This window comes from Polynucleobacter necessarius, from assembly GCF_900095185.1.
GTDB lineage: Bacteria > Pseudomonadota > Gammaproteobacteria > Burkholderiales > Burkholderiaceae > Polynucleobacter.
This window is the reverse complement of sequence record NZ_LT606948.1, coordinates 724,813-745,930: the sequence shown is the minus strand read 5'-3', so window position 1 is coordinate 745,930 and position 21,118 is coordinate 724,813. Positions and strand designations below refer to the sequence as shown.

26 protein-coding genes and 2 pseudogenes are annotated in these 21,118 nt (G+C 44.5%); 2 read left to right on the top strand and 26 right to left on the bottom strand.

Annotation, left to right across the window (positions count from 1 at the left end; genetic code table 11):
- Positions 1 to 285 precede the first annotated feature (285 nt).
- The 3 genes from DXE31_RS11140 to DXE31_RS04330 all read right to left on the bottom strand — a co-directional run bounded on the left by DXE31_RS11140 (position 286) and on the right by DXE31_RS04330 (position 2,276).
- Positions 286 to 459, bottom strand: a complete 174-nt coding sequence (locus DXE31_RS11140; protein WP_231969356.1) for a hypothetical protein — start codon at positions 457 to 459, stop codon at positions 286 to 288.
- 83 nt (positions 460 to 542) lie between these two features.
- Complete coding sequence (locus tag DXE31_RS04335; protein WP_231969353.1) at positions 543 to 857, bottom strand: tetratricopeptide repeat protein; 315 nt, start codon at positions 855 to 857, stop codon at positions 543 to 545.
- A 234-nt stretch (positions 858 to 1,091) separates the two neighbouring features.
- Positions 1,092 to 2,276: a porin gene (locus tag DXE31_RS04330; RefSeq protein ID WP_114697935.1), complete on the bottom strand. Its 1,185-nt coding sequence runs from the start codon at positions 2,274 to 2,276 to the stop codon at positions 1,092 to 1,094.
- Positions 2,277 to 2,484: 208 nt separating this feature from the next.
- Between DXE31_RS04330 and DXE31_RS04325 the strand changes: the two genes are divergently transcribed.
- Positions 2,485 to 3,900, top strand: a complete 1,416-nt coding sequence (locus DXE31_RS04325; RefSeq protein WP_114697934.1) for an SEL1-like repeat protein — start codon at positions 2,485 to 2,487, stop codon at positions 3,898 to 3,900.
- Here DXE31_RS04325 and tatC read toward each other — a convergent pair.
- Genes tatC through hisB form a run of 10 tightly spaced genes read right to left on the bottom strand, consistent with a single transcriptional unit; the run spans position 3,876 to position 9,602 of the window.
- Positions 3,876 to 4,664 carry a twin-arginine translocase subunit TatC gene (gene tatC, locus DXE31_RS04320; protein ID WP_114697933.1) on the bottom strand — a complete coding sequence of 263 codons (789 nt, stop codon included), beginning with the start codon at positions 4,662 to 4,664 and terminating at the stop codon, positions 3,876 to 3,878. The genes DXE31_RS04325 and tatC overlap by 25 nt on opposite strands.
- A gap of 35 nt (positions 4,665 to 4,699) precedes the next feature.
- Positions 4,700 to 5,176 (bottom strand): Sec-independent protein translocase protein TatB, encoded by a 477-nt coding sequence (gene tatB / locus DXE31_RS04315; protein WP_114697932.1) that lies wholly within the window; start codon positions 5,174 to 5,176, stop codon positions 4,700 to 4,702.
- A gap of 45 nt (positions 5,177 to 5,221) precedes the next feature.
- On the bottom strand, positions 5,222 to 5,443 hold the full coding sequence (gene tatA, locus DXE31_RS04310) for a Sec-independent protein translocase subunit TatA (RefSeq protein ID WP_114697931.1): 222 nt from the start codon (positions 5,441 to 5,443) through the stop codon (positions 5,222 to 5,224).
- Between the two features lie 16 nt (positions 5,444 to 5,459).
- Positions 5,460 to 5,816 carry a histidine triad nucleotide-binding protein gene (locus DXE31_RS04305; protein ID WP_114697930.1) on the bottom strand — a complete coding sequence of 119 codons (357 nt, stop codon included), beginning with the start codon at positions 5,814 to 5,816 and terminating at the stop codon, positions 5,460 to 5,462.
- Positions 5,817 to 5,852: 36 nt separating this feature from the next.
- Positions 5,853 to 6,254 (bottom strand): phosphoribosyl-ATP diphosphatase, encoded by a 402-nt coding sequence (locus DXE31_RS04300; RefSeq protein ID WP_114697929.1) that lies wholly within the window; start codon positions 6,252 to 6,254, stop codon positions 5,853 to 5,855.
- Between the two features lie 39 nt (positions 6,255 to 6,293).
- Positions 6,294 to 6,707, bottom strand: coding sequence for a phosphoribosyl-AMP cyclohydrolase (hisI, locus tag DXE31_RS04295; protein ID WP_114697928.1), 414 nt, complete (start codon positions 6,705 to 6,707; stop codon positions 6,294 to 6,296).
- A 53-nt stretch (positions 6,708 to 6,760) separates the two neighbouring features.
- Positions 6,761 to 7,522, bottom strand: coding sequence for an imidazole glycerol phosphate synthase subunit HisF (hisF, locus tag DXE31_RS04290; protein ID WP_114697927.1), 762 nt, complete (start codon positions 7,520 to 7,522; stop codon positions 6,761 to 6,763).
- Positions 7,522 to 8,283, bottom strand: coding sequence for a 1-(5-phosphoribosyl)-5-[(5-phosphoribosylamino)methylideneamino]imidazole-4-carboxamide isomerase (gene hisA, locus DXE31_RS04285; protein WP_114697926.1), 762 nt, complete (start codon positions 8,281 to 8,283; stop codon positions 7,522 to 7,524). The genes hisF and hisA overlap by 1 nt, the downstream gene beginning before the upstream one ends.
- Positions 8,284 to 8,300: 17 nt before the next feature.
- Positions 8,301 to 8,963 carry an imidazole glycerol phosphate synthase subunit HisH gene (gene hisH / locus DXE31_RS04280; protein ID WP_114697925.1) on the bottom strand — a complete coding sequence of 221 codons (663 nt, stop codon included), beginning with the start codon at positions 8,961 to 8,963 and terminating at the stop codon, positions 8,301 to 8,303.
- A gap of 27 nt (positions 8,964 to 8,990) precedes the next feature.
- Positions 8,991 to 9,602 carry an imidazoleglycerol-phosphate dehydratase HisB gene (gene hisB / locus DXE31_RS04275; RefSeq protein WP_114697924.1) on the bottom strand — a complete coding sequence of 204 codons (612 nt, stop codon included), beginning with the start codon at positions 9,600 to 9,602 and terminating at the stop codon, positions 8,991 to 8,993.
- A 117-nt stretch (positions 9,603 to 9,719) separates the two neighbouring features.
- On the opposite strand from hisB, the gene hisC reads away from it, so the two are divergent.
- The gene (gene hisC, locus DXE31_RS04270; protein ID WP_114697923.1) at positions 9,720 to 10,781 is read left to right on the top strand and encodes a histidinol-phosphate transaminase; all 1,062 of its coding nucleotides are present in this window, start codon (positions 9,720 to 9,722) and stop codon (positions 10,779 to 10,781) included.
- A 45-nt stretch (positions 10,782 to 10,826) separates the two neighbouring features.
- On the opposite strand, the gene hisD is transcribed toward hisC, so the two are convergent.
- From hisD to DXE31_RS04205, 13 genes and pseudogenes are all read right to left on the bottom strand, one after another.
- Positions 10,827 to 12,149 carry a histidinol dehydrogenase gene (hisD, locus tag DXE31_RS04265; RefSeq protein ID WP_114697922.1) on the bottom strand — a complete coding sequence of 441 codons (1,323 nt, stop codon included), beginning with the start codon at positions 12,147 to 12,149 and terminating at the stop codon, positions 10,827 to 10,829.
- Positions 12,150 to 12,175: 26 nt separating this feature from the next.
- Entirely contained in the window at positions 12,176 to 12,802 is a 627-nt protein-coding gene (gene hisG / locus DXE31_RS04260; protein ID WP_114697921.1) for an ATP phosphoribosyltransferase, read from the bottom strand.
- Positions 12,803 to 12,822: 20 nt separating this feature from the next.
- Positions 12,823 to 14,097, bottom strand: coding sequence for a UDP-N-acetylglucosamine 1-carboxyvinyltransferase (gene murA / locus DXE31_RS04255; protein WP_114697920.1), 1,275 nt, complete (start codon positions 14,095 to 14,097; stop codon positions 12,823 to 12,825).
- 41 nt (positions 14,098 to 14,138) lie between these two features.
- Entirely contained in the window at positions 14,139 to 14,387 is a 249-nt protein-coding gene (locus DXE31_RS04250; protein ID WP_114697919.1) for a BolA family protein, read from the bottom strand.
- A 33-nt stretch (positions 14,388 to 14,420) separates the two neighbouring features.
- Positions 14,421 to 15,074, bottom strand: a pseudogene (locus DXE31_RS04245) (ABC transporter permease).
- A gap of 118 nt (positions 15,075 to 15,192) precedes the next feature.
- A pseudogene (locus tag DXE31_RS04240) lies at positions 15,193 to 15,757 on the bottom strand (ABC transporter ATP-binding protein); the annotation flags it as partial.
- Between the two features lie 5 nt (positions 15,758 to 15,762).
- Complete coding sequence (locus tag DXE31_RS04235; RefSeq protein WP_114697918.1) at positions 15,763 to 16,020, bottom strand: STAS domain-containing protein; 258 nt, start codon at positions 16,018 to 16,020, stop codon at positions 15,763 to 15,765.
- Between the two features lie 18 nt (positions 16,021 to 16,038).
- The gene (locus DXE31_RS04230) at positions 16,039 to 16,683 is read right to left on the bottom strand and encodes an MlaC/ttg2D family ABC transporter substrate-binding protein (RefSeq protein WP_114698651.1); all 645 of its coding nucleotides are present in this window, start codon (positions 16,681 to 16,683) and stop codon (positions 16,039 to 16,041) included.
- 71 nt (positions 16,684 to 16,754) lie between these two features.
- A complete protein-coding gene (locus DXE31_RS04225; RefSeq protein ID WP_231969350.1) occupies positions 16,755 to 17,504 on the bottom strand; it encodes an MlaA family lipoprotein in 750 nt (249 codons plus the stop codon).
- Entirely contained in the window at positions 17,501 to 17,983 is a 483-nt protein-coding gene (gene mlaD / locus DXE31_RS04220) for an outer membrane lipid asymmetry maintenance protein MlaD (RefSeq protein WP_114697916.1), read from the bottom strand. Before mlaD ends, DXE31_RS04225 begins: the two co-directional genes overlap by 4 nt.
- Positions 17,984 to 18,004: 21 nt before the next feature.
- On the bottom strand, positions 18,005 to 18,793 hold the full coding sequence (mlaE, locus tag DXE31_RS04215; protein WP_174222256.1) for a lipid asymmetry maintenance ABC transporter permease subunit MlaE: 789 nt from the start codon (positions 18,791 to 18,793) through the stop codon (positions 18,005 to 18,007).
- Positions 18,790 to 19,644 carry an ABC transporter ATP-binding protein gene (locus tag DXE31_RS04210; RefSeq protein ID WP_114697915.1) on the bottom strand — a complete coding sequence of 285 codons (855 nt, stop codon included), beginning with the start codon at positions 19,642 to 19,644 and terminating at the stop codon, positions 18,790 to 18,792. Before DXE31_RS04210 ends, mlaE begins: the two co-directional genes overlap by 4 nt.
- Positions 19,645 to 19,654: 10 nt before the next feature.
- The gene (locus DXE31_RS04205) at positions 19,655 to 21,118 is read right to left on the bottom strand and encodes a glutamate synthase subunit beta (RefSeq protein WP_114697914.1); all 1,464 of its coding nucleotides are present in this window, start codon (positions 21,116 to 21,118) and stop codon (positions 19,655 to 19,657) included.

The window sequence follows — 21,118 nt, the reverse complement described above, 5'->3', positions numbered from 1 at the left end:
TTGCTAAATTGACCATTGAAATAAATTTCAGCCGCCTTTTTTGAATTTTCAGCGAATCGAAAATTGTAAGGACAATAAAAGGCTCCAAGCCTGTCCCGCCATTTTGGAGCTTGGATTGCAGCTCCTTTAGGTGGGCGTCAAATTCACTCCATTCACATAGATGAAGTTGGGTATTCAATATTGCGCCCGATCAATTCTTACAATCGGGACTCATTTCATAAGCACGCTTAAACGCCTGCAAAGCTTCTAGATATTATGCAGCGGCAGTCCATAGCTACCCCTTATTTACCATTGCTGCACCAGAAAGAGGATCGCATGCCAGAGCGCCTTTTCATAAGCTAGCATTAATTCAATAGGCAACTCCATCTCTCTCAATACATTTCCAAGACTGACATATGCATCAGACCTTGCAGGATCGAGCGTCAGCGTATCCTCAAGCGAGGTTTTTGCATCTGCCAACTGCCCCCCATACTGGTGGGGGTAGGCATTTCCCAACCTATTAAGTGCCTCAGGATTGCTAGGCTCCAGCCTGAGTGAGCGCTCTAAAGCCTGGATAGCCTCCAGTAATATCCTAGTTTTCTTTGAGCTTCTCCAATATCACTCAGTGACTTTGCATTATTGGGATCTAATTCCAACGCCTTTTTATAGAAATCGAAGGCCCCTTGAAATTGTCCTTTGCGCATTTGAAAAGCGCCTAATTCCTGTAAAACCCTAATATTTTTTGGATTCACAAGCAGAGTTTGCCTATAAAAGTGTTCTGCCTCAGACTTACTGTTTATTTTTAATGCTTTTAATAAATGCTCTATTACTAGGTCCGATCGGTCAAGCTTGGCTGGCATAAGCCCTGCAAGTAACAAAGCATCAAAATCTTTCGGATTCAGCCTTCAAAGATAGTCGTCGATGCTCCTGGCTTCAGACTAATTTTTAGCTTGATGCAATTGCACTGTCTGCTGAATTAAATTATTCATCATCGAATACGCTTCACTCTATGTAACCACTCATTTGATGGCGCACAAACCCCCGCTGTGAACCACAGCGGGGGTTTACTATTTACTATCTTTAATTTATAACTAGCTTACGCTAGTTCTAAATTAGAAAGTGTGTCTTACACCAACTGCATAGTTGTTTTGGTTTGCTGCACCAGCAGTTGTTGTAGATGTCTGCGTAGAACCAAAGATTGCATACAAGTTTGTACGCTTGCTGAGGTAGTAGTTAGAACCAACTTGGTAGCCAGTAAAGTTAGCTGCTGGAGCTGCGTTTCCAAAAGAACTCCAACGACCGTTACCTAAGCTAGCCCATGCCTCAACTGTAGGAGTGATGTAGCTACGTACACCTAACTGTTGAGCAGAACGTTTGAGGTAGTAGTTTGAAGACTGAACAGCAGTCGCTTTACGGTTAATCCACTGACCGTAGGCCTTCAAGATACCAAAGTCATATGTTGCAGCGATATATGCTTGATTGTCTTGTGTGTTTACGCCACCAGTAGAAGTTGACCAAGCAGCGTCAGCTGGGTTGTATGGGTTAGCACCAGTTGAACTACCGTAAGGCTGAACGCTCTTCAAAGCCTGGTAGTTAGCAGTTGCATAGAACTTTTGGAATGTGAAATCAGCACCCAAGCCCCAACCGTTGTAGTTAGAAGTACCACCGTTTGAGCTACCACCAGCAATGTTGTAAGCACCAGTTTGTGTTGTGTTGTCATTGTTCCATGCATAAGTTGCATTAACTTTGAAACCAGAAAATACAGGGCTCTCATATTTCAAAGTTTGTGCAGTACGGATTGTGTAAGCATCAGTTTGACCGAATGTGGGGTTAGTAGAAGAACTGTTGGTTTGGCTGCTATTAGCAGCATAGATTATGTTACCAGCGATGTTGTTTTGCTGACCTGGGTCAGTTGCACCAACAGCGTTGTGGATGATGGTATTTTGCAAACCAACAGATGCAGCACCGAGTTTGTTGTCTTTTAAGCCAACGAAAGCTTGACGTATGCCACCTAAAACAGCTGTTGAATCACCAGCTAAAGTAGCTTCAACTGTGAATAAAGCAGACTTACCGCCACCTAAATCTTCAACGCCTTTGAAACCTAAACGGCTTGTAGATTTAGCACCAGCGATTGTGAAACCATTGTTATTTGTGCCAACTACTGATGTTGTTTGAACACGTTGGTTACCGCCTACGTAACCTGCATCCAAAATACCGTAGATAGTAACGCTGGACTGAGCTTGAGCAGCAGATGCAAAAGCACCCATAGCTGCAACTGCTAATAGCGATTTTTTCATTCTTTAAATCTCCAAAAATTAAAAGTAATGCCCAAAAAAAACTGGGGCCTATGCATTTTGCTGCTATCGGTCCGCTAGACTGTGGGTCGGAGTATTTAGGAACTCCTTTTGCTTGTCAAAAGATAGTTTTTTGGCTTTCTTCGTTGTATCTCGGCAACAAGCCACTACTTTTCTACCTTTTAAGCCCTCTAAATGACAAAATTGTCACATGGCAAGTCGCGAATTTTTAAAAATCCTCAGTTCTGCTCGATTAGGTGATGTATCTGCGCAACAAAATCTGGCTCAAGCTTATTTAACGGGTGCATTTAAAACGCCTATTCAACCCGCTAATGCCTTAATTTGGCTGGAGAAATCTTATTTTTCTATTAAAAATCAAATGCCTGAGAATAATGCCTCAGGTAATACTGAAATTTTACGGGTTTTAAATCAAGTTACTGATATTCCATTGGCAGAGACCTTTAATTCTCCTGCCTTTGGCTTTGGCTGGGATTCTTTTTGGAAGTTAGCGGAATCTGAAATTTTCAGCGCCTCTCAGTTAGCGGCTCGATGGCAACTGGTGAACTTATTAATTAATCCAGCCAATCAAGAAATCCAATCTCAGCTGCTTAAGTGGCTGAAGAAGACCCCTTCACAATCCCTGGAAAAAATTTCAACCTTAGATTTTGCTGACATACAAAAGATTGCCAAGAAATATCTTCAAGAATTGGCTGAGGGAGAGTCTGCTTTTGCATCCAGCGCTAAAGAATTGCTGATCAAGCTACAACCAAAAAATGAAGATGCCCTTGTTCAAGCAGCAGAGCTAGGCTTAACGATTGCAAAGCTCACTCTTGGCTTACGCCTTGCACAACTCGATGAGAGAGTTGACGCAGAAGAAGCAAAATCAAACGCATCTCTAAAAAAAGCAGCGTATTGGTTAGGACTTGCTGCTAAGGATGGTGATCGCGATGCGTGGTACGCGCTCGGTGAAATTTACCGCCGTCCACAATTTTCTGGATACAACGCTGCTGAAAGTGATCGTTGTTTCGATCGTGCTGCAGATCTTGGCCATCCTCAGGCGCAATTGCGCAAAGGGGCTAACCTTTGGCGTAAACGCGCAAAGAGCGAAGAAAAGGTTCGAGGCCTGCAAGCTTCATACTGGGTATGGCAAGCTCATCAACAAGGAGTGCCAGAGGCAAAAGAGTTGTTGAGTAGGATTTTAGAGAGCTGCCCGACCCCGCAAAAAAATGAATGGTTTGATTTAGCGCAATGCGCTGAAGAGGCCATTAACCATCATGCCGCACATAAGATTGATGATGACCGGCTGTTACTTTGTCATCGCATCATCATTGCAAATCAATTTAATTTCAGTAAGGCAGAGCTTTTACTTTGCGGAATAGGACAACTGCAACATGAACACTGCGTAGTGGTAGATATTCGTCGGGAATTACCAAAAATACTACCTAGACTGATTCAAATTGAAACCATTCAACAGCGTCGTGCGCTATTGGCTGCTGGAAAAGCTTGTGCCGGAGCGGAAATAGATCGTGAAGGCAATCTACGTCAAAGACGCTACCGTTTTGATCGAGTGACTAATTGGCTAATGAATACCTTTGCCAAGAATCAGGCAGAGGCTGAAGTCGATTGATCGGCGGCGGCCTCATCTTTCACCTTTGGTACATAAAAGCGCGCAATAAATAATCCCAGTTCGTAAAGCAAAGTCATGGGTATCGCTAGCAGTAATTGTGATAGGACATCTGGTGGAGTCGCAATTGCAGAGATCACAAACGCGCCCACGATGACATAAGGTCGAATCTCCCTTAATTTAGCTAAAGGCACTATACCCATACGCACCAGGACAACTACTACAACTGGCACCTCAAAAGTAATACCAAATGCCAAAAAGGTATTCATAGCAAAACTAAGATATTTATCAATATCCGTCGACATTTCGGCACCCAGCGGTGCGTTATAGCTTGCCATGAAATTAAACACTGTCGGGAATACCAAGAAATAGGCAAAAGCCATGCCGAAGACAAATAAGCTGTAGCTACTAATCACCAATGGAATAACCAACTTACGCTCATGCTGATATAAGCCTGGAGCAATAAATGCCCATAATTGATAAATCACCACTGGCAAGGCAATCATGAACGTAACCAGCATAGTGACTTTCATGGGAACAAAGAAAGAACCCGTTACATCCGTAACAATCATCTTGCCACCTGCTGGTAACGAATCAAGTAATGGCTGCGAAAAAAAATAAAAAATATCGGGAGCCCAGTAAACCAAACAAACAAAGACCACAATAATGGCTAGCGCCGCTTTAATTACGCGATCACGCAATTCAAATAGGTGGGATAGAAAAGTTTCTTGTAATCCCGAATCTTCAGTTGAATTTTTTTCAGTCATGCGTCGCTATGAATAATTTTCTTATTGTTATTGTTTTATTTACTGGCACTATGATGAAAGCGCTTCATTCTGGCAGCGCCAGAATGCACGCGAGTCCGAATTCCAGCGGAGCGCTTGAACCAAACCGGCCTTGCAGCACGGCGGACACCCCAGCTATTACGCCCCTGACGCCTTGTTTTACGTAGGACTTCTTTTTCATCGAGTGGCGGCTTTTCAAAACTCGTTTCAAAGATATTAGCCTGGTCGCTTAAGTTAGTTCCTGCCTCTTGAACGGTAGAGCTAATACTATTTTCAATTTCTTTAAAAGAAGCAGAAGTTTCTTCTCGAAACTTTTTAAACTCCTCTACTTCCATCTGGCGATTCACTTCAGACTTAACTTCAGCCATGTAGCGTTGGGCTCGCCCAAATAAATTACCAGCCATACGTGCAACTTTTGGCAAGCGCTCCGGTCCAACCACCACCAAAGCAACGACAGCAATTAGCGCAAGTTTTGAAACTCCGAGATCAATCATTTAACCAGTCGTTTGAAAGCCGCACGAATTTCTCTTGCACATTAATTATTTATTAACGTCTTTAGCCTGCACATCAACCGTCTTTCCTGCCGCTGCAGGACTCTGTTGAATGTGCTCTTTAGGTTCTTCACTTGGCTTCATGCCATCTTTAAAACCTTTTACAGCGCCGCCTAAATCTTGACCAATGTTGCGCAATTTTTTGGTACCGAAGACCAACATCACGATCACTAAAACGATCAACCAATGCCAAATGCTAAATGAACCCATTTTTAATCTCCTTGGATTATTTTTTCCAGGGGCGGAGACCGCCCATCACATGCAAGTGCAAGTGATAAACCTCCTGCCCACCATCAGCACCATTGTTCACTATCAACCTAAAGCCGCCATCCTTGCCTGGACGACAGCCCTGCTCTTTGGCAAGACGGGGCGCTAATTCCATCATTCTACCTAGCAAAGGCGCACCTATGCTTTCAGCCGACTCCAACATAGGGATATGTTTTTTTGGAATCATTAAAAAATGAACAGGCGCTGCAGGATTGATGTCTTTAAAAGAGTAGATTTCTTCATCCTCATATACCTTCTGAGAAGGGATCAAACCTTGAGAAATCTTGCAAAACAGGCAATTCGGGTCGTTTGACATGCTTTATCTCGTATTTAATACGGGGTTATGTTGTGTTTATTCTTTACCGGCGGCTTTTCTAGCGGCTTTTTCTTCAATACCGGAAGTTCCTAGGCGACGATCCAGCTCAGCAATCACATCTTCTGGGCGCAAGTTAAATTGGGATAAAGCAACTAAGCAGTAAAACCACAAGTCCGCCATTTCACCTACTAAGAGTTTTTGCTGCTCAGTTGCCAAATTCGAATTGCGTGCGTCTTTTGCGGCCATCACAGCCTCTGTTGCCTCTTCACCTATTTTTTTTAAGATGCCGTCATCACCCTTAGAAAAGAGTAAAGCTGTATAAGAGGTTTTAGGATCAGCTTGACCAGCCTTAAACGCATCGCGGCGTTGATCGACAACATCCGCTAAATGAGCAAATGCAGAATCTAAATTAGAGAGTTTGCTTACAGAATTGGTCATCTGATTATTTTATGTCTTTTATATAAAAGACTTTGTTCTCTATTTACCTGAGACCGACTCATCAACCCAAGCTGCCTTGGCTGAATCCCATTGCCAAAAAAAACAGCTGTGCTCCCCGGTATGACAGGCAATGCCATCTTTTTGCTCCACCATGAGCAAAATCGTATCCCCATCGCAATCCAAGCGAATTTCTTTTACCTTTTGAGTGTGGCCAGATTCTTCGCCTTTGTGCCATAGCTTTTGCCTAGAACGCGTCCAATAAACCGCTTCACCTAAACGTATTGTTTCCAATAAAGCATCGCGATTCATCCAGGCCATCATCAGAATATCCTTGCCACGAACCTCCTGAGCTATGACCGGCACCAATCCCCGATCATTCCAAATCACGGCATCAAGCCATGAACCCGCTTGAAGCGATTGAATAGAGGTAAAGGCGCTCTGAGGTTTGCTCATACCTAAACTTTACAGGCAATCGCCCAAACCGACTAAAAAACCTACTTTTTGAATTAAATTCGTACCGGAATACCTTGAGCAGCCATATATTCTTTGGCCTGCCCAACCGTGAATTCACCGTAGTGGAAAATGCTGGCAGCTAATACCGCGTCAGCGTGACCTTTGGTGATGCCGTCAACCAAATGCTGCAAATTACCGATACCCCCCGATGCAATTACTGGTACAGGAACTGCATCACTGACCGCCGCTGTAAGAGCTAAATCAAAACCATCTTTACTACCGTCCCGATTCATGCTGGTTAATAAAATTTCTCCGGCACCCCGTTTGGCAACTTCTTTAGCCCAATCGACTACATCCATTCCAGTAGCCGTTCTACCACCATGAGTAAAGACCTCCCAATTACCAGCCTCAGTTTTTTGCTTAGCATCAATTGCCACGACAATACATTGAGAGCCGTAATATGCAGCGGCATCGGATACTAAATCAGGATTGGCTACCGCGGAAGAATTCATACTCACTTTGTCTGCACCCGCATTGAGTAAGCGCCGCACATCTGCAACAGCACGTACACCGCCACCAACAGTTAAAGGAATAAATATCTGAGAAGCGACATCTTCAACAATGTGCAAAATCAGGTCGCGTCCATCAGAGGTTGCGGTGATATCTAAAAAAGTTAGCTCATCCGCACCTTGAGTGTTGTAGCGTTTTGCAATTTCTACTGGATCACCAGCATCGCGAAGACCAACAAAGTTCACGCCTTTCACTACACGCCCTGCTGTGACATCGAGGCAAGGAATAAGTCGCTTGGTTAACACTAGAAAATTTTCTTTTTATATTTAAGCGTCAACTCGTCTGCATATTTTTGAGCGGCAGCAAGGTCAAGATCACCTGCATAAATTGAGCGGCCTGCAATTACACCCATAACACCCTCTTCTTCCGCTTTGCAGAGCGCATCAATATCTTGATTATTTGAGAGGCCGCCGCTGACAATAACGGGAATATGGATTGCTTGAGCTAACTTAACCGTGGCATCTATATTGACACCTTTAAGCATGCCGTCTCGACCAATATCGGTATAGATAATGGCTTCCACACCCCAATCTTCGAATTTCTTGGCAAGATTAATCACCTCGTGCCCCGTCATCTTGCTCCAGCCATCGGTTGCTACTTTGCCATCACGTGCGTCTAAACCAACCATCACATGGCCGGGGAATACAGTACAGGCGTCCTGCACAAAGCCAGGATTTTTAACAGCAGCGGTACCTATGATGACTGTACTGATACCGTCATCCAATAAGCGCTCAATAGTTTCAAGATCACGAATGCCGCCACCTAATTGAACGGGAATTTCATCTCCGACAGCTTGAAGTATAGATTTAATGGCAGATTCATTTTTAAGCTTGCCAGCAAATGCGCCATTGAGATCCACTAAATGCAAACGACGTGCACCCTTACCCATCCAATGGGCCGCCATTGCACCTGGGTCTTCAGAAAAAACTGTGGCCCTATCCATATCACCTTGCTCTAGCCGAACACAGTGGCCATCTTTAAGATCAATTGCGGGAATCAGCAGCATAGCTAAAAATTATTAAATTAAGGCTGCCAAGAAACAAAATTTTGATAAAGCTTTAATCCGTATTCTGCACTTTTTTCTGGATGAAACTGAGTAGCAAAAATATTATCTCGCGCCACCGCAGATGTAAACCAATCACCATATTCAGTTGAACCAGCTATATCCTCATTGCATTGCGGCACAACAAAATAGCTATGGACAAAGTAAAAGCTCGTTAAATTGGGTATGCCGTCCCAAAGCCGGTGTTTTCGATCCTGACGTACTTGATTCCAACCCATATGAGGAACTTTATAGGTAGATCCGTCTGCCTGCTTTTTACCGGCTAGCTCAAAACGGCTGACCTCCCCAGGGATTAAGCCCAAACAAGGCGTCCACTGATCATTGCCATTAGTACGTACTTCAGCGCTTTGATTAAATAACATTTGTTCGCCTACACATACCCCTAAAAGTGGCTTGCTTTTAGTGGCGTCCAACAAGGCCTCCAATAAGCCGGATTCTTCAAGATGCTTCATGCAATCTGGCATGGCACCCTGACCCGGCAATACAACGCGATCAGCCGCACGAATCTCTTCTGGTTGATGTGCAATCAACACATTGTCTTTAGGTGCAACGTGATGGAAGACTTGATAGACAGAACGGAGATTGCCCATTCCACAATCAACGATCGCAATGGTTTGCGCCAAAATTTACCTGTTGTCTACTGTTGTCTTCTATGCAACCGTGGTCAGTCTAAATGAGAGACTTCCTTTAGTTGAAGGAATAGTGCCTGAAGCACGTGGATCGACAGCCAACGCCATACGCAATGCACGACCAAAGGCCTTAAATACGGTTTCAATTTGATGATGTGCGTTAATGCCGCGTAAATTATCGATGTGCAATGTCACTCCCGCATGGTTCACAAAACCGCGGAAAAACTCAATACTGAGATCCACATCAAAATCACCCACCCGAGCACGAGTAAAAGGGACATTGAACTCCAAACCAGGGCGTCCAGAGAAATCGATGACTACTCTTGAAAGAGTTTCATCCAAAGGCACATAAGAATGACCATAACGAGTAATACCAGCCTGATCTCCCATTGCTTTAGCAAAAGCTTGGCCTAGGGTAATTCCTACATCTTCAACCGTATGATGATCATCAATGTAGGTATCGCCATTTGCAACCACTTTAAGGTCGATCATGCCATGGTGAGCAATCTGGTCAAGCATGTGATCTAAAAAAGGAACCCCTGAGGCCAGTTCAGCTTTCCCGGTTCCATCTAAATTGATAGAAATTTGAATTTTGGTTTCCGAAGTGTTTCGGATTACGTCGGCTTGCCGCATGCTTCATTGCGCCGCGAGGCGAAGTGTTGATTGAAGCCTCATAATATCATTGCTAGAAAAGATTTAAATATCAATATTGCTGCACTTTCATTCTGATTTTTTGACCCGAGAACCCTCATGAGCCGTTTCTGGAGCTCAGTTGTTCAAACCTTAACCCCCTATATGCCGGGGGAACAACCGCAAATGCAGCGGCTGGTCAAACTCAATACCAATGAAAGTCCTTATGGGCCATCGCCAAGAGTGCTTGCTGCAATCGAGAATCAAAACACCGCAGATTTACGCCTTTATCCCGATCCCGAAGGTGCTGCCCTTAAACAAGCTATCGCCGACTTGCATGGTCTCGATCCAAAACAAGTCTTTTTAGGCAATGGCTCAGACGAAGTATTGGCCCATGTATTTGCCGGACTCCTGAAGCAAAGTAAGCCGGTACATTTTCCTGACATTACCTATAGTTTTTACCCTGTCTATTGCAAACTTTTTGGTATTGACTATCAAACCGTACCACTGGGCAATCAGTTTGAAATCAACGCCGCTGACTATAAGGTCCCAAACGGCGGCATTATCTTCCCTAATCCCAATGCGCCAACCGGCAGATCGATTCCCCGCTCAGAAATCGAATCTCTAATCCATGGCAATAAAGACTCTGTTGTCGTCATTGATGAGGCTTACGTAGATTACGGTACTGAATCCTGTATTCCTTTGCTGCGCGGCAATCACTGCCCTGAAAATCTATTGGTCGTACATACACTTTCCAAATCCCGCGCTCTCGCAGGGCTGCGTGTTGGTTATACCGTTGGCCATCCTGATTTAATTAATGGATTGGAGCGGGTGAAAAATAGTTTTAACTCATATCCTCTAGGACGCCTAGCACAGGCTGGCGCCATTGCAGCAATTGAAGATCAGGCACATCTTGAAGAAACTTCTGCCAAGGTTATTAGAACCCGCACAAAACTAGTGGAGCAACTGAGTGCTCTAGGATTTGATACGCTACCCTCAACTGCAAACTTTATCTTTACACGCCACCCACAACATTCTGGGGCCAAGCTCGATCAAGCGCTAAGAGATCGTGGGATCATCGTGCGTCACTTCAAATTACCACGTATTGAAGAATTTTTGCGGATTACGATTGGTACAGACGAACAAAGCGGCGAACTTGTTTCTGCTCTAAAAAAATTCTGAATTAATTTAAAGTGGTATGAAAGTAAGCTCGAACTTACTCTGAATTTACTTCTTCAAGCGCATCTCGGCAGCACGTGCATGCGCTTGAAGGCCCTCGCCATGCGCCAAGGTACTAGCCACTGCACCTAAGGTCTGAGCGCCCGCCTCACTCACTTCGATCATGCTGGAACGTTTGATGAAATCATAAACACCCAATGGTGAAGAAAAGCGTGCAGTGCGTGCAGTTGGCAAAACGTGATTTGGGCCAGCGCAATAATCACCAAGCGACTCACTGGTGTAATTACCCATAAAGATAGCGCCAGCATGACGAATTTGTTCAGCCCACTTACGCGCATCCCGGGCGCATATCTCAAGATGTTCTGCGGCAATCGCATTAGCAATCTCACAAGCTTCTGCCATATCTTTAACCTGAATCAATAAAGCACGATTTGTGAGTGAAGCTTCGATCACTTGTGCCCGCGGCATTTCAGGTAATAATCTATTGATACTCACCTGCACTTGCTCAATGAAAGCAGCATCAGGACAAAGCAAGATCGATTGGGCCTGCTCATCGTGCTCAGCCTGAGAAAACAAATCCATTGCAATCCAATCTGGGTTGCTAGAACCATCACAGAGCACCAAGATTTCAGATGGGCCAGCGATCATATCAATACCCACGGTGCCAAAAACTCTGCGCTTAGCAGCTGCTACGTAGGCATTACCAGGACCCACAATTTTGTCCATAGAAGATATAGTCTTAGTCCCATAAGCTAATGCGCCAACCGCCTGAGCGCCCCCAATTGTGAAGACACGATCTACACCAGCAAGATAAGCAGCTGCCAAAACTAGTGGGTTGCGTGCCCCTTCTGGGGTAGGCACTACCATAATGACCTCAGCAACACCCGCCACTTTTGCAGGAATCGCATTCATCAGGACGGATGAAGGATATGCAGCCTTACCCCCAGGTACATAGATACCAACGCGATCCAGAGGGGTTACTTTCTGGCCTAAACGAGTGTCATCCTGTTCTTTATATTCCCAAGAATGACAGCCTGCTTCAATTTTTTGTATCTCGTGATAAGCGCGCACTCTTTGTGCAGCAATATCTAAAGCTTCTTTTTGCTCTAAAGATAAAGAGTTGTAAGCCAGCTCCAAATCTCCACGAGGAATCTCCAATTCAGAAACGCTTGAGACATTCAAGCGATCAAACTGTTTGGTGAAATTGAGTACCGCTTCATCTCCCTGATCTTTGACGGCTGCAAGAATCTTGACTACCGCAGCGTCAATTGCGTCATCGTCTGCCATCAGCAATGAAAGACTCGACAACAAGATTTCCTTGAAGCCAGCATCTTTACTATTGAGGCGTTTTACATTGATCTGCACTGACATGAATTGATTTCTGCTCGTGTTGTCGTTTACTTTAACAACTCAAAAATGGGTTGTAGCTGTGCGCGCTTATGCTTATACGAAGCTTGGTTTACTACTAAGCGTGCACTGATATCTGTAATTGGCTCAACCTCAACCAAACCATTTGCTTTGAGCGTATTCCCAGTGGAAACCAAATCCACAATCGCATCAGCCAATCCGACTAAAGGCGCCAATTCTATTGAGCCATAAAGCTGGATCGTATCAATATGAACGCCCTTATTTGCAAAATGTTCGCGCGCACAATTAACGTATTTAGTAGCTACTTTTAACCGAGATCCTTGCTTTACTGCAGCAACATAATCAAATCCCTCACGTACTGCCACTGACATACGACACTTAGCAATATCGAGGTCATAGGGTATGTATAGTCCATCAGCACCCTTTTCCATTAAGACGTCCAAACCAGCCACGCCAAAATCAGCACCGCCAAATTGAACATAGGTAGGCACATCTGAAGCGCGCACAATGATTAAGCGAATATCTGGATTTGAAGCCTCAATGATGAGTTTGCGTGACTTCTCAGGATCTTCCATAGGCACAATCCCAACCTTGGACAAGATCTCTGCGGTTTCTTCGAAGATACGCCCCTTGGAGAGGGCTAAAGTCAATTTCATGGACTAATTATCCATCAGCCTTACTTCACGCGCTTGATATTGGCGCCCAACAGCGTTAACTTCTGCTCCATTCGGTCATAGCCACGATCTAAATGATAAATCCGATCCACCTGTGTTTCACCTTGAGCCGCTAATCCAGCAATTACTAGGCTAGCGGAGGCGCGCAAGTCTGTAGCCATCACAATTGCGCCAGCAAGCTTTTCTACCCCCTGAGCAATTGCAGTATTACCCTCGATTGCAATGTCTGCCCCCAAGCGATTCAACTCTTGCACATGCATAAAGCGATTCTCAAAAATCGTTTCTGTAATGGTCGAATTGCCTGATGCAATCGCATTCACCGTCATTAGTTGGGCCTGCATATCAGTTGGAAATGCAGGATATTCGGAAGTACGAAAATTAACTGGTTTAGGGCGATCCTGCATGGTTGCCTTAATCCAATCAGGACCAATTTCCATCTTCAAGCCCGCTTCTCTTAACTTCACAATCACCGCATCCAAAGTATCCGGACGACAATCCTTGACTGTAATCTCGCCGCCAATAGCTGCCACTGCACATAAGAAAGTACCCGCTTCAATTCGATCTGCTATCACCGAATGATCAGCACCATGCAGTTTTTCAACGCCCTCAATCACCAGACGATCACTACCGATACCAGAAATCTTCGCGCCCATTTTCACAAGCAGTTCAGCTAAATCACCAACCTCAGGTTCACGTGCAGCATTTTCTAAAATCGTTATTCCAGATGCCAGAGTCGCTGCCATTAATAAATTTTCAGTCCCAGTGACAGTGATCATGTCCGTCAGAATTGACACGCCCTTCAATCGATCAGATTGTGGCTTGGTCTCCGCTTGGATATAGCCACTCTTAATCTTGATACTGGCACCCATCGCCTTTAAGCCTTTGATATGCTGATCTACCGGGCGCGCACCAATAGCACAGCCGCCAGGCAAGGAAACTTTAGCGCTATGCATTCTGGCTAAGAGGGGACCAAGCACCAAGATCGAAGCGCGCATGGTCTTCACCATTTCGTAAGTTGCTTCAGAGCTTTTAATGACAGCAGCACTCAAAACCAAATGACTACGATCACCCGGATTTGGAAAGTCAACCGTCACACCAATCTCTTGCAAAAGCTTAAGCATCGTACGCACATCCTGTAAATCAGGAACATTACGCAATACAACTGGCTGATCGGCTAAGAGACACGCACACAGAATTGGCAATGCGGCATTTTTTGCCCCAGCTATCTCTACCTCACCTTGCAGAGAAGTTCCGCCAACCATTTGTAATTTATCCATGAAACAATTCCAGTAAAAGCTTTCTCATTAATAGCTTATTTTTATGCAGCTGAATTTTTCGCATACTCTTCAGGCGTAAACGCCTTGATAGATAAGGCATGTACTTCTGTTTTCATACGATCGCCCATTGCACCATAAACCAATTGATGGCGCTGCACTAAACGCTTACCAGCGAACTCAGGGCTCACAATAGTCGCAAAAAAATGCTGGCCGTCACTCTCTACGTGAATATGAGTGCACTCAATGCCTTGCTTGATATAACTTTCAATCTGTTCAGGGGTGGGTAACATTTTTTCTCCAAATAAAACTGAGGATATGCGTCATTAGTAGCGGAGCTTATAGCCCTTTTGTAGCAAGCGTAATGCACTCGCTGAAACTACTATAAAAAAGCAAAAGACAATCGTCAAACGACCCCATGGGGTTATCAGATACTCCAAAAAAAACCATAGCGGAACCCGTCAATCATATAAGAGAAGGGGTTGAAATGCGAGACCACTTGCCACACTGAAGGCAAGGAATGGATGGAGTAAAACCCCAGACAACATGGTCGCAGGCATGATGATGAAGTTCTGAAAAGCGGCCAACTGATCATATTTATCCGCCCAAATACCCCGAAAGACAGCAGCCAGAATATAGGCCGCATAAAACTCAAAATGACTTAAGGGTGCGAGCAGAACAAATACAAGATTACCAGTCTCTTTAGATTGAATTAAAGAGGAGGGAGTATTAGCAAAAGCATTTTGCAAAATGCTCATCATCACCAAACCTGGAATTAAGAAAGCAGTGTAACTAAGACGACCATAGACTTCACGACCTTCGAGTACATGACCGAAAATCATTAGATATAAAACAGCCGTAAGGACAGGGGCGACGATTGTTTGAAAGGCTACCTTATAAAAACGCTTTACCTCTTTTAGCAATAATGTTGAGAAGCCAATTCCATATTGCAATACAGGTCTATTGAGTCCGTGCTTCATAGAGCGCCTCCCTCCCAGTCATAATATTGACAAATACCTCTTCTCAATCAGTTTTAACTTCGCCATCTTGTTTTACAGATCCATAGCGACTTAATAAATTTACAGTGGTGTCTACAGCAACAATCGTATGGCCATCTTGATTTAATCGGCTAATGCATTGCCAGAGTGACTGACGCAATTCGACATCCACTCCAGCAGTAGGCTCATCCAACATGATGACGGGTGTCCTATGGACCAAAGCTTGCGCTACAAGCGCCCGACGCTTCAAACCACCCGATAAAGAGCGCATATTACTATCGGCTTTGGACGTGAGATCGAGATTTGCCATGATCTCATCAATCCATGAATCGTTATTACGGATTCCAAAGTAACCAGACTGAAAGCGTAGCGTTTCTCTAACAGTAAAAAGGGGTCGCATTCCAACTCTTGAGGAACGACTCCTAGTATACGACGTGCTTCGCGAAATCCCTTTTGAACATCTGCGCCCATGATGGCGGCATGACCCTGAAAGGGCCTGACAAAAGACCTGCCAAGATCGAAATTAAAGTAGTCTTACCGGCACCATTCGGTCCAAACAAGCCAAAAAATTCACCGGGCTCAATATGTAATGAAACATCATCTAAAGCCTGCAATGCTCCGTATTGTTTAGAGATGTTTTGAATCGTTATTGCGGGATGATGCATTACGTTTACAGCCCAAGCAATCCGGCAACGCCATATACGCCAGCTAATACCCTCAACTTTTCTGGCGCGTGCTCTATTGAAAGAGTCCGCCCTTCAGAGCTCAGCTTCTTTTGCCAAGAAAGCAAAATGGTCAATACCGTGGAATCAAAATCCTTTAATGCTACGCAGTCAATCAGGCTCAAACTTGAGTCATTCAAGAAACCCTCCTTTTGCACTTGCAGAGCATTAGCTTGCGTAACTTTTTTTGGCAAAAGAAAGGGCATGATCTCTTTGTATAAGAATTAATTCACAGGCTTAGTGGTTGCTAGTTGCTTATTGCGATCTTGTAAGAACTTCACCAAGCCCTCTATTCCATTTTGGCTGATCTGATTTGAGAACTGGCTACGATATGCCTCAACCAACCAAACGCCCATAATATTCATATCATAGACCTTCCAACCATTGGCGGTTTTCTCCAGGCGATAGTCCAAGGGCACCGGATCACCACGGCCTAAAACTACTGTTTTAACCACTACCTCTTTGTCATCAGGGGCTGCACGTAAGGACTTAAATTGAACCGTCTGATCCCGTAATTGACTCAAAGCACCTGAGTAAGTACGAATCAATAAATTTTTGAACTCCATGGAAAGTTGCGCCTGCTGTTCTGGTGTAGCTTTTTTCCAATTAGGTCCCATTGCCATCTCAGTGGTTCGACGCATGTCGGTATAGGGAACAATTTTCTTTTCTACTAAATCCACAACAATGTTAGGAATGCTGCCCTTTTGAATATCAGGATCAGCCTTCACCGTCGCCATTACATCAGTAACAACCATCTTAATTAAAGCGTCTGGAGGCGTGGATGCATCCGGGGTTTGAGAAAAAGCAGCGCTAGATACAGTTATCAAACCAGCAAAAATGAAACTACAAATTCTATTAAAGCTTTTCATATCTACACCCACGATTTTTATCTAAATTGAGGCTCATGTTAGCCACTCTATACTGCCGCAATTGACTATTGCTACTCCTGGTAAGGATTCTCATAGATCACCGGCTCTGCGTCATCGCGGCCCTCATTGATTTGATACTCACGTCTTTGAATATACGCATCACGCATAAAAGTGTACTTATCAATCGCAGCGCCATCCAATAAATCACCCGCTTCATAGTAAGTATGACGCGCGTTAACTACGCGAAGACCAGCAATACTATTGCGCAAGGCAACATTAGGAAGTAGTTTAAATAAGTAATCAGACTCTAGATCTGCTACCGTGCCAACTGTATCGCGCACATTACTTGGGCCAAAAAAAGGCAACACAACATATGGGCCTGAAGGTACACCCCAAACCCCCAAAGTTTGGCCCCAGTCTTCTTTATGCTTTTCGAGACCGCCAGGTGTAGCCAAATCTAAGAGACCGCCAAGTCCCATTGTCGTATTGACAGCAACTCGCATAAAGTCACCAAAAGCATAGCCTGGCTTACCTTGCAATAAGTTATAGAGTGCTGTGTAGATATCGTTATAGTTGCTAAAGAAGTTATAAATCCCCTCACGCACAAACTCAGGCAACACAAAGCGATAGCCTGCAACAACCGGCTTCAATAGATAAGCATCCAAAACTTCGTTGACTTCAAATACCGAACGATTAAATGATTCCCATGGATCCTGAGGAGATGGTTGGGAGCCAGCCGGAATCGATGCACAGCCGAATAAGACTGCAACCAAACCAAGCAAAATCATTGCTTTGATGTTCCGTAAAACAAATAAAATCACTTTGCGGCGCCTTTTGCTTGGCCGCTATCCGCCGCTTTGCTGTAAAGAAACTGACTAATCAAATTTTCTAAAACAATAGCTGATTGAGTTTGAGATATCTTCTCGCCATTCGTCAACATGTCATATGAACCACCCGCTTCAAGGCCGATGTACTGTTCGCCCAATAAACCAGAAGTCAGGATTTTGGCGGATGAATCTTGAGGGAATTTATAAGAACCTTCAATAGTCATATCAACTGTTGCTTGATAGGTCTTGTCATCGAAAGAGATATTGGCAATTCTTCCCACTACAACACCGGCACTCTTAACTGGTGCTCGTGGCTTTAAACCACCGATATTGTCAAAGCGCGCAGAAATCTTATAAGTTGGCGCAAAAAAAATTGCGTTCATATTGCCAACTTTGAGCGCAAGAAATAGTGCGGCCAATAAACCAATGGCAACAAAAATCCCTACCAAAACATCAATTGCACTTTTTCTCATAAGAGCCCCAGTTTATTCTTTCTAATTTGAGAACATCATCGCGGTCAGCAAAAAATCCAATGCCAGGGCCGATAAAGAGGAGATCACCACCGTTCGGGTAGTGGCTTGCGAGACGCCCTCGGGCGTCGACTTCGATTCGTAACCTTGGTAGAGAGCAATAAATGTCACTGCAACACCAAACACCATGCTTTTAATGAGGCCGTTGCCAATATCGGAGAATAAATCCACACCACCCTGCATTTGAGACCAAAAAACGCCTGAATCTACACCAATCAGTGGTACGCCTACGAGGTAGCCACCGAGTACACCCACCGCAGTAAAGATGGTTGCCAAGATTGGCATCGAAATTATTCCCGCCCAAAGTCTTGGTGCTATCACACGCCCCAGTGGATCAACCGCCATCATTTCCATGGCTGTTAATTGCTCACCAGCCTTCATTAAGCCTATCTCCGCGGTCAGAGAGGTACCCGCCCTTCCAGCAAACAATAGGGCTGTAATCACTGGACCCAGCTCTCGAGTTAAGGAGAGCGCCACTAATAAACCCAACGCTTGCTCCGAGCCATAACGATTTAATGTGTGGTAACCCTGCAAACCTAGAACGAATCCAACAAATAGGCCTGAAACGGCAATAATGACAAAAGAGTGATTGCCTACAAAGTGAATTTGATCTATCACTAAACGCGGTCTTTTAAGCAAAAATCCCGAGCGAATAATCACCGCGATAAACATGCGAGCGGCCAAACCTAAGCTACTTAAATTACGACGAATAAAGAATCCAAGATCGCCAAATAAATTGAGGAGTGCCGTCATGATGTACTCACCCCAAAATCTTCTTCCAAGCTAATGCCCGGGTAGTAGAAAGGCACTGGACCATCTGGAGCAGCATCCAAAAATTGTCTAACGAAAGGATCGGTTGAACAACTTAACTCTTCGGGCGCTCCCTCAGCGCCAATGCGGCCATTGGCAATAAAGTACACACAATCCGAAATAGCAAAAGTCTCCTCAACATCATGTGTAACCAATAGGCTCGTAGCTCCTAATGCATTATTTAGATCTCGGATCAAACGTGCAGTAATTCCTAAGGAAATCGGATCTAGACCAGCAAATGGCTCGTCATACATGATGAGTGGAGGATCCAATGCAATCGCTCTTGCCAGAGCAACTCGTCTAGCCATACCTCCAGACATTTGTGAAGGCATTAAATCACGTGCACCTCGCAATCCAACTGCATTGAGTTTCATCAACACTAAAGAGCGCAATAGTTCTTCACTTAAATCAGTATGCTCACGCAATGGAAAGGCCACGTTTTCAAAAACACTGAGGTCTGTAAATAAGGCGCCAAACTGAAACAACATACCCATTCTGCGACGGGCAATCATTAATTCAGAGCTAGTCATCTTACCAAGATCTTGACCTTCGAACAACACTTGACCAGATTGGGCATTCAATTGACCGCCAATTAACCGGAGTATGGTGGTCTTACCGCAGCCCGAACCACCCATCACCGCAACTACCTGGCCACGTCGAAACTCCATATTGAGTCCAGACAAAATCTGCCGCTCGCCTGGCGCATAGGAAAAATTGACGTCTTTAATCGAGACGACAACTTCACCCGTAGTTTGCTTACTTACATCCAAGGAGTTTGGTTGACCACTGTTCATATCTCCGATATTATCGAGGTAAAATAGAAGACCCCATTAAATACTCATCCACTGAACGGGCGCATTGACGACCTTCACGAATTGTCCAAACTACCAAAGACTGCCCACGGCGCATATCTCCAGCAGCAAACACCTTAGGAACGTTAGTTTGATAGGCATTTTGGCCATCTACAGTAGCTTTTGCATTTCCACGAGCATCCTTCTCGACACCAAATGCATTGAGCGCTTGCTGAACAGGGGACACAAAACCCATAGCCAAAAGCACTAAATCTGCCTTGATTTCAAATTCAGAGTTTGGAACTTCTGACATCTTGCCGTCTTTCCACTCCAAACGCACACCAATTAATTTTTCTACTTTGCCGTTTTTACCTTCAAAACGCTTAGTTCCAACAGACCAATCACGCTCACACCCTTCTTCATGAGATGAAGAAGTACGTAATTTCGTTGGCCAATAAGGCCATACCAAAGGTTTGTTTTCTTCTTCCGGGGGCTGTGGGAGCAACTCAAACTGAGTAATTTTGGTTGCACCATGACGATTTGAAGTGCCAACACAATCAGAACCCGTATCACCGCCACCAATAACAACTACATGCTTATCAGTTGCACGGATTTCGTTTTTCAAGTCGCCCGCATTTTCTTTATTTTGGGAAATCAAAAATTCCAAAGCAAAATGCACACCGACTAACTCACGTCCTGGAACAGGTAAATCGCGAGGCTGTTCGGCGCCGCCAGTGATGACTACCGCATCAAAATCTTTCATCAACTGTTCTGGTGGAACTGTTTTATTGGAGTAATTTTTTACTTCGGCCCCAATAGCTTCTTTACCAACAAACACACCTGTTTCAAATTTGACACCTTCGGCTTGCATCTGTTCAACACGACGGTCAATCAACCACTTTTCCATTTTGAAATCAGGGATACCGTAGCGTAATAGTCCACCAACACGGTCATTCTTTTCAAACACAGTGACATCATGACCAACACGAGCTAATTGCTGAGCAGCAGCCATACCAGCAGGGCCACCGCCAACGACAGCTACTTTTTTACCAGTCTTAGTCTTGGGTGGTTGAGGTTTAACCCAGCCACTTTCCCAACCCTTGTCAATGATAGCGTGCTCAATGGATTTAATGCCAACGGCAGTGCTATTAATTCCTAAGGTACAAGCAGCCTCGCAAGGTGCAGGACAAATACGGCCCGTAAATTCAGGGAAGTTATTGGTTGATTGCAGAACATCTAATGCATTTTTCCAATCACTGTGAAAAACCAAGTCGTTGAAGTCAGGAATGATGTTGTTGACTGGGCAACCGTTATTACAAAATGGGATGCCACAGTCCATACAACGTGCACCCTGAACTTTTGCCTCTTCATCAGTCAACGCCGCAACAAACTCTTTGTAATGATGGAGACGTTTAACCGGCGCTTCATATGATTCATCAACGCGCGCAAACTCCATAAATCCAGTGACCTTACCCAT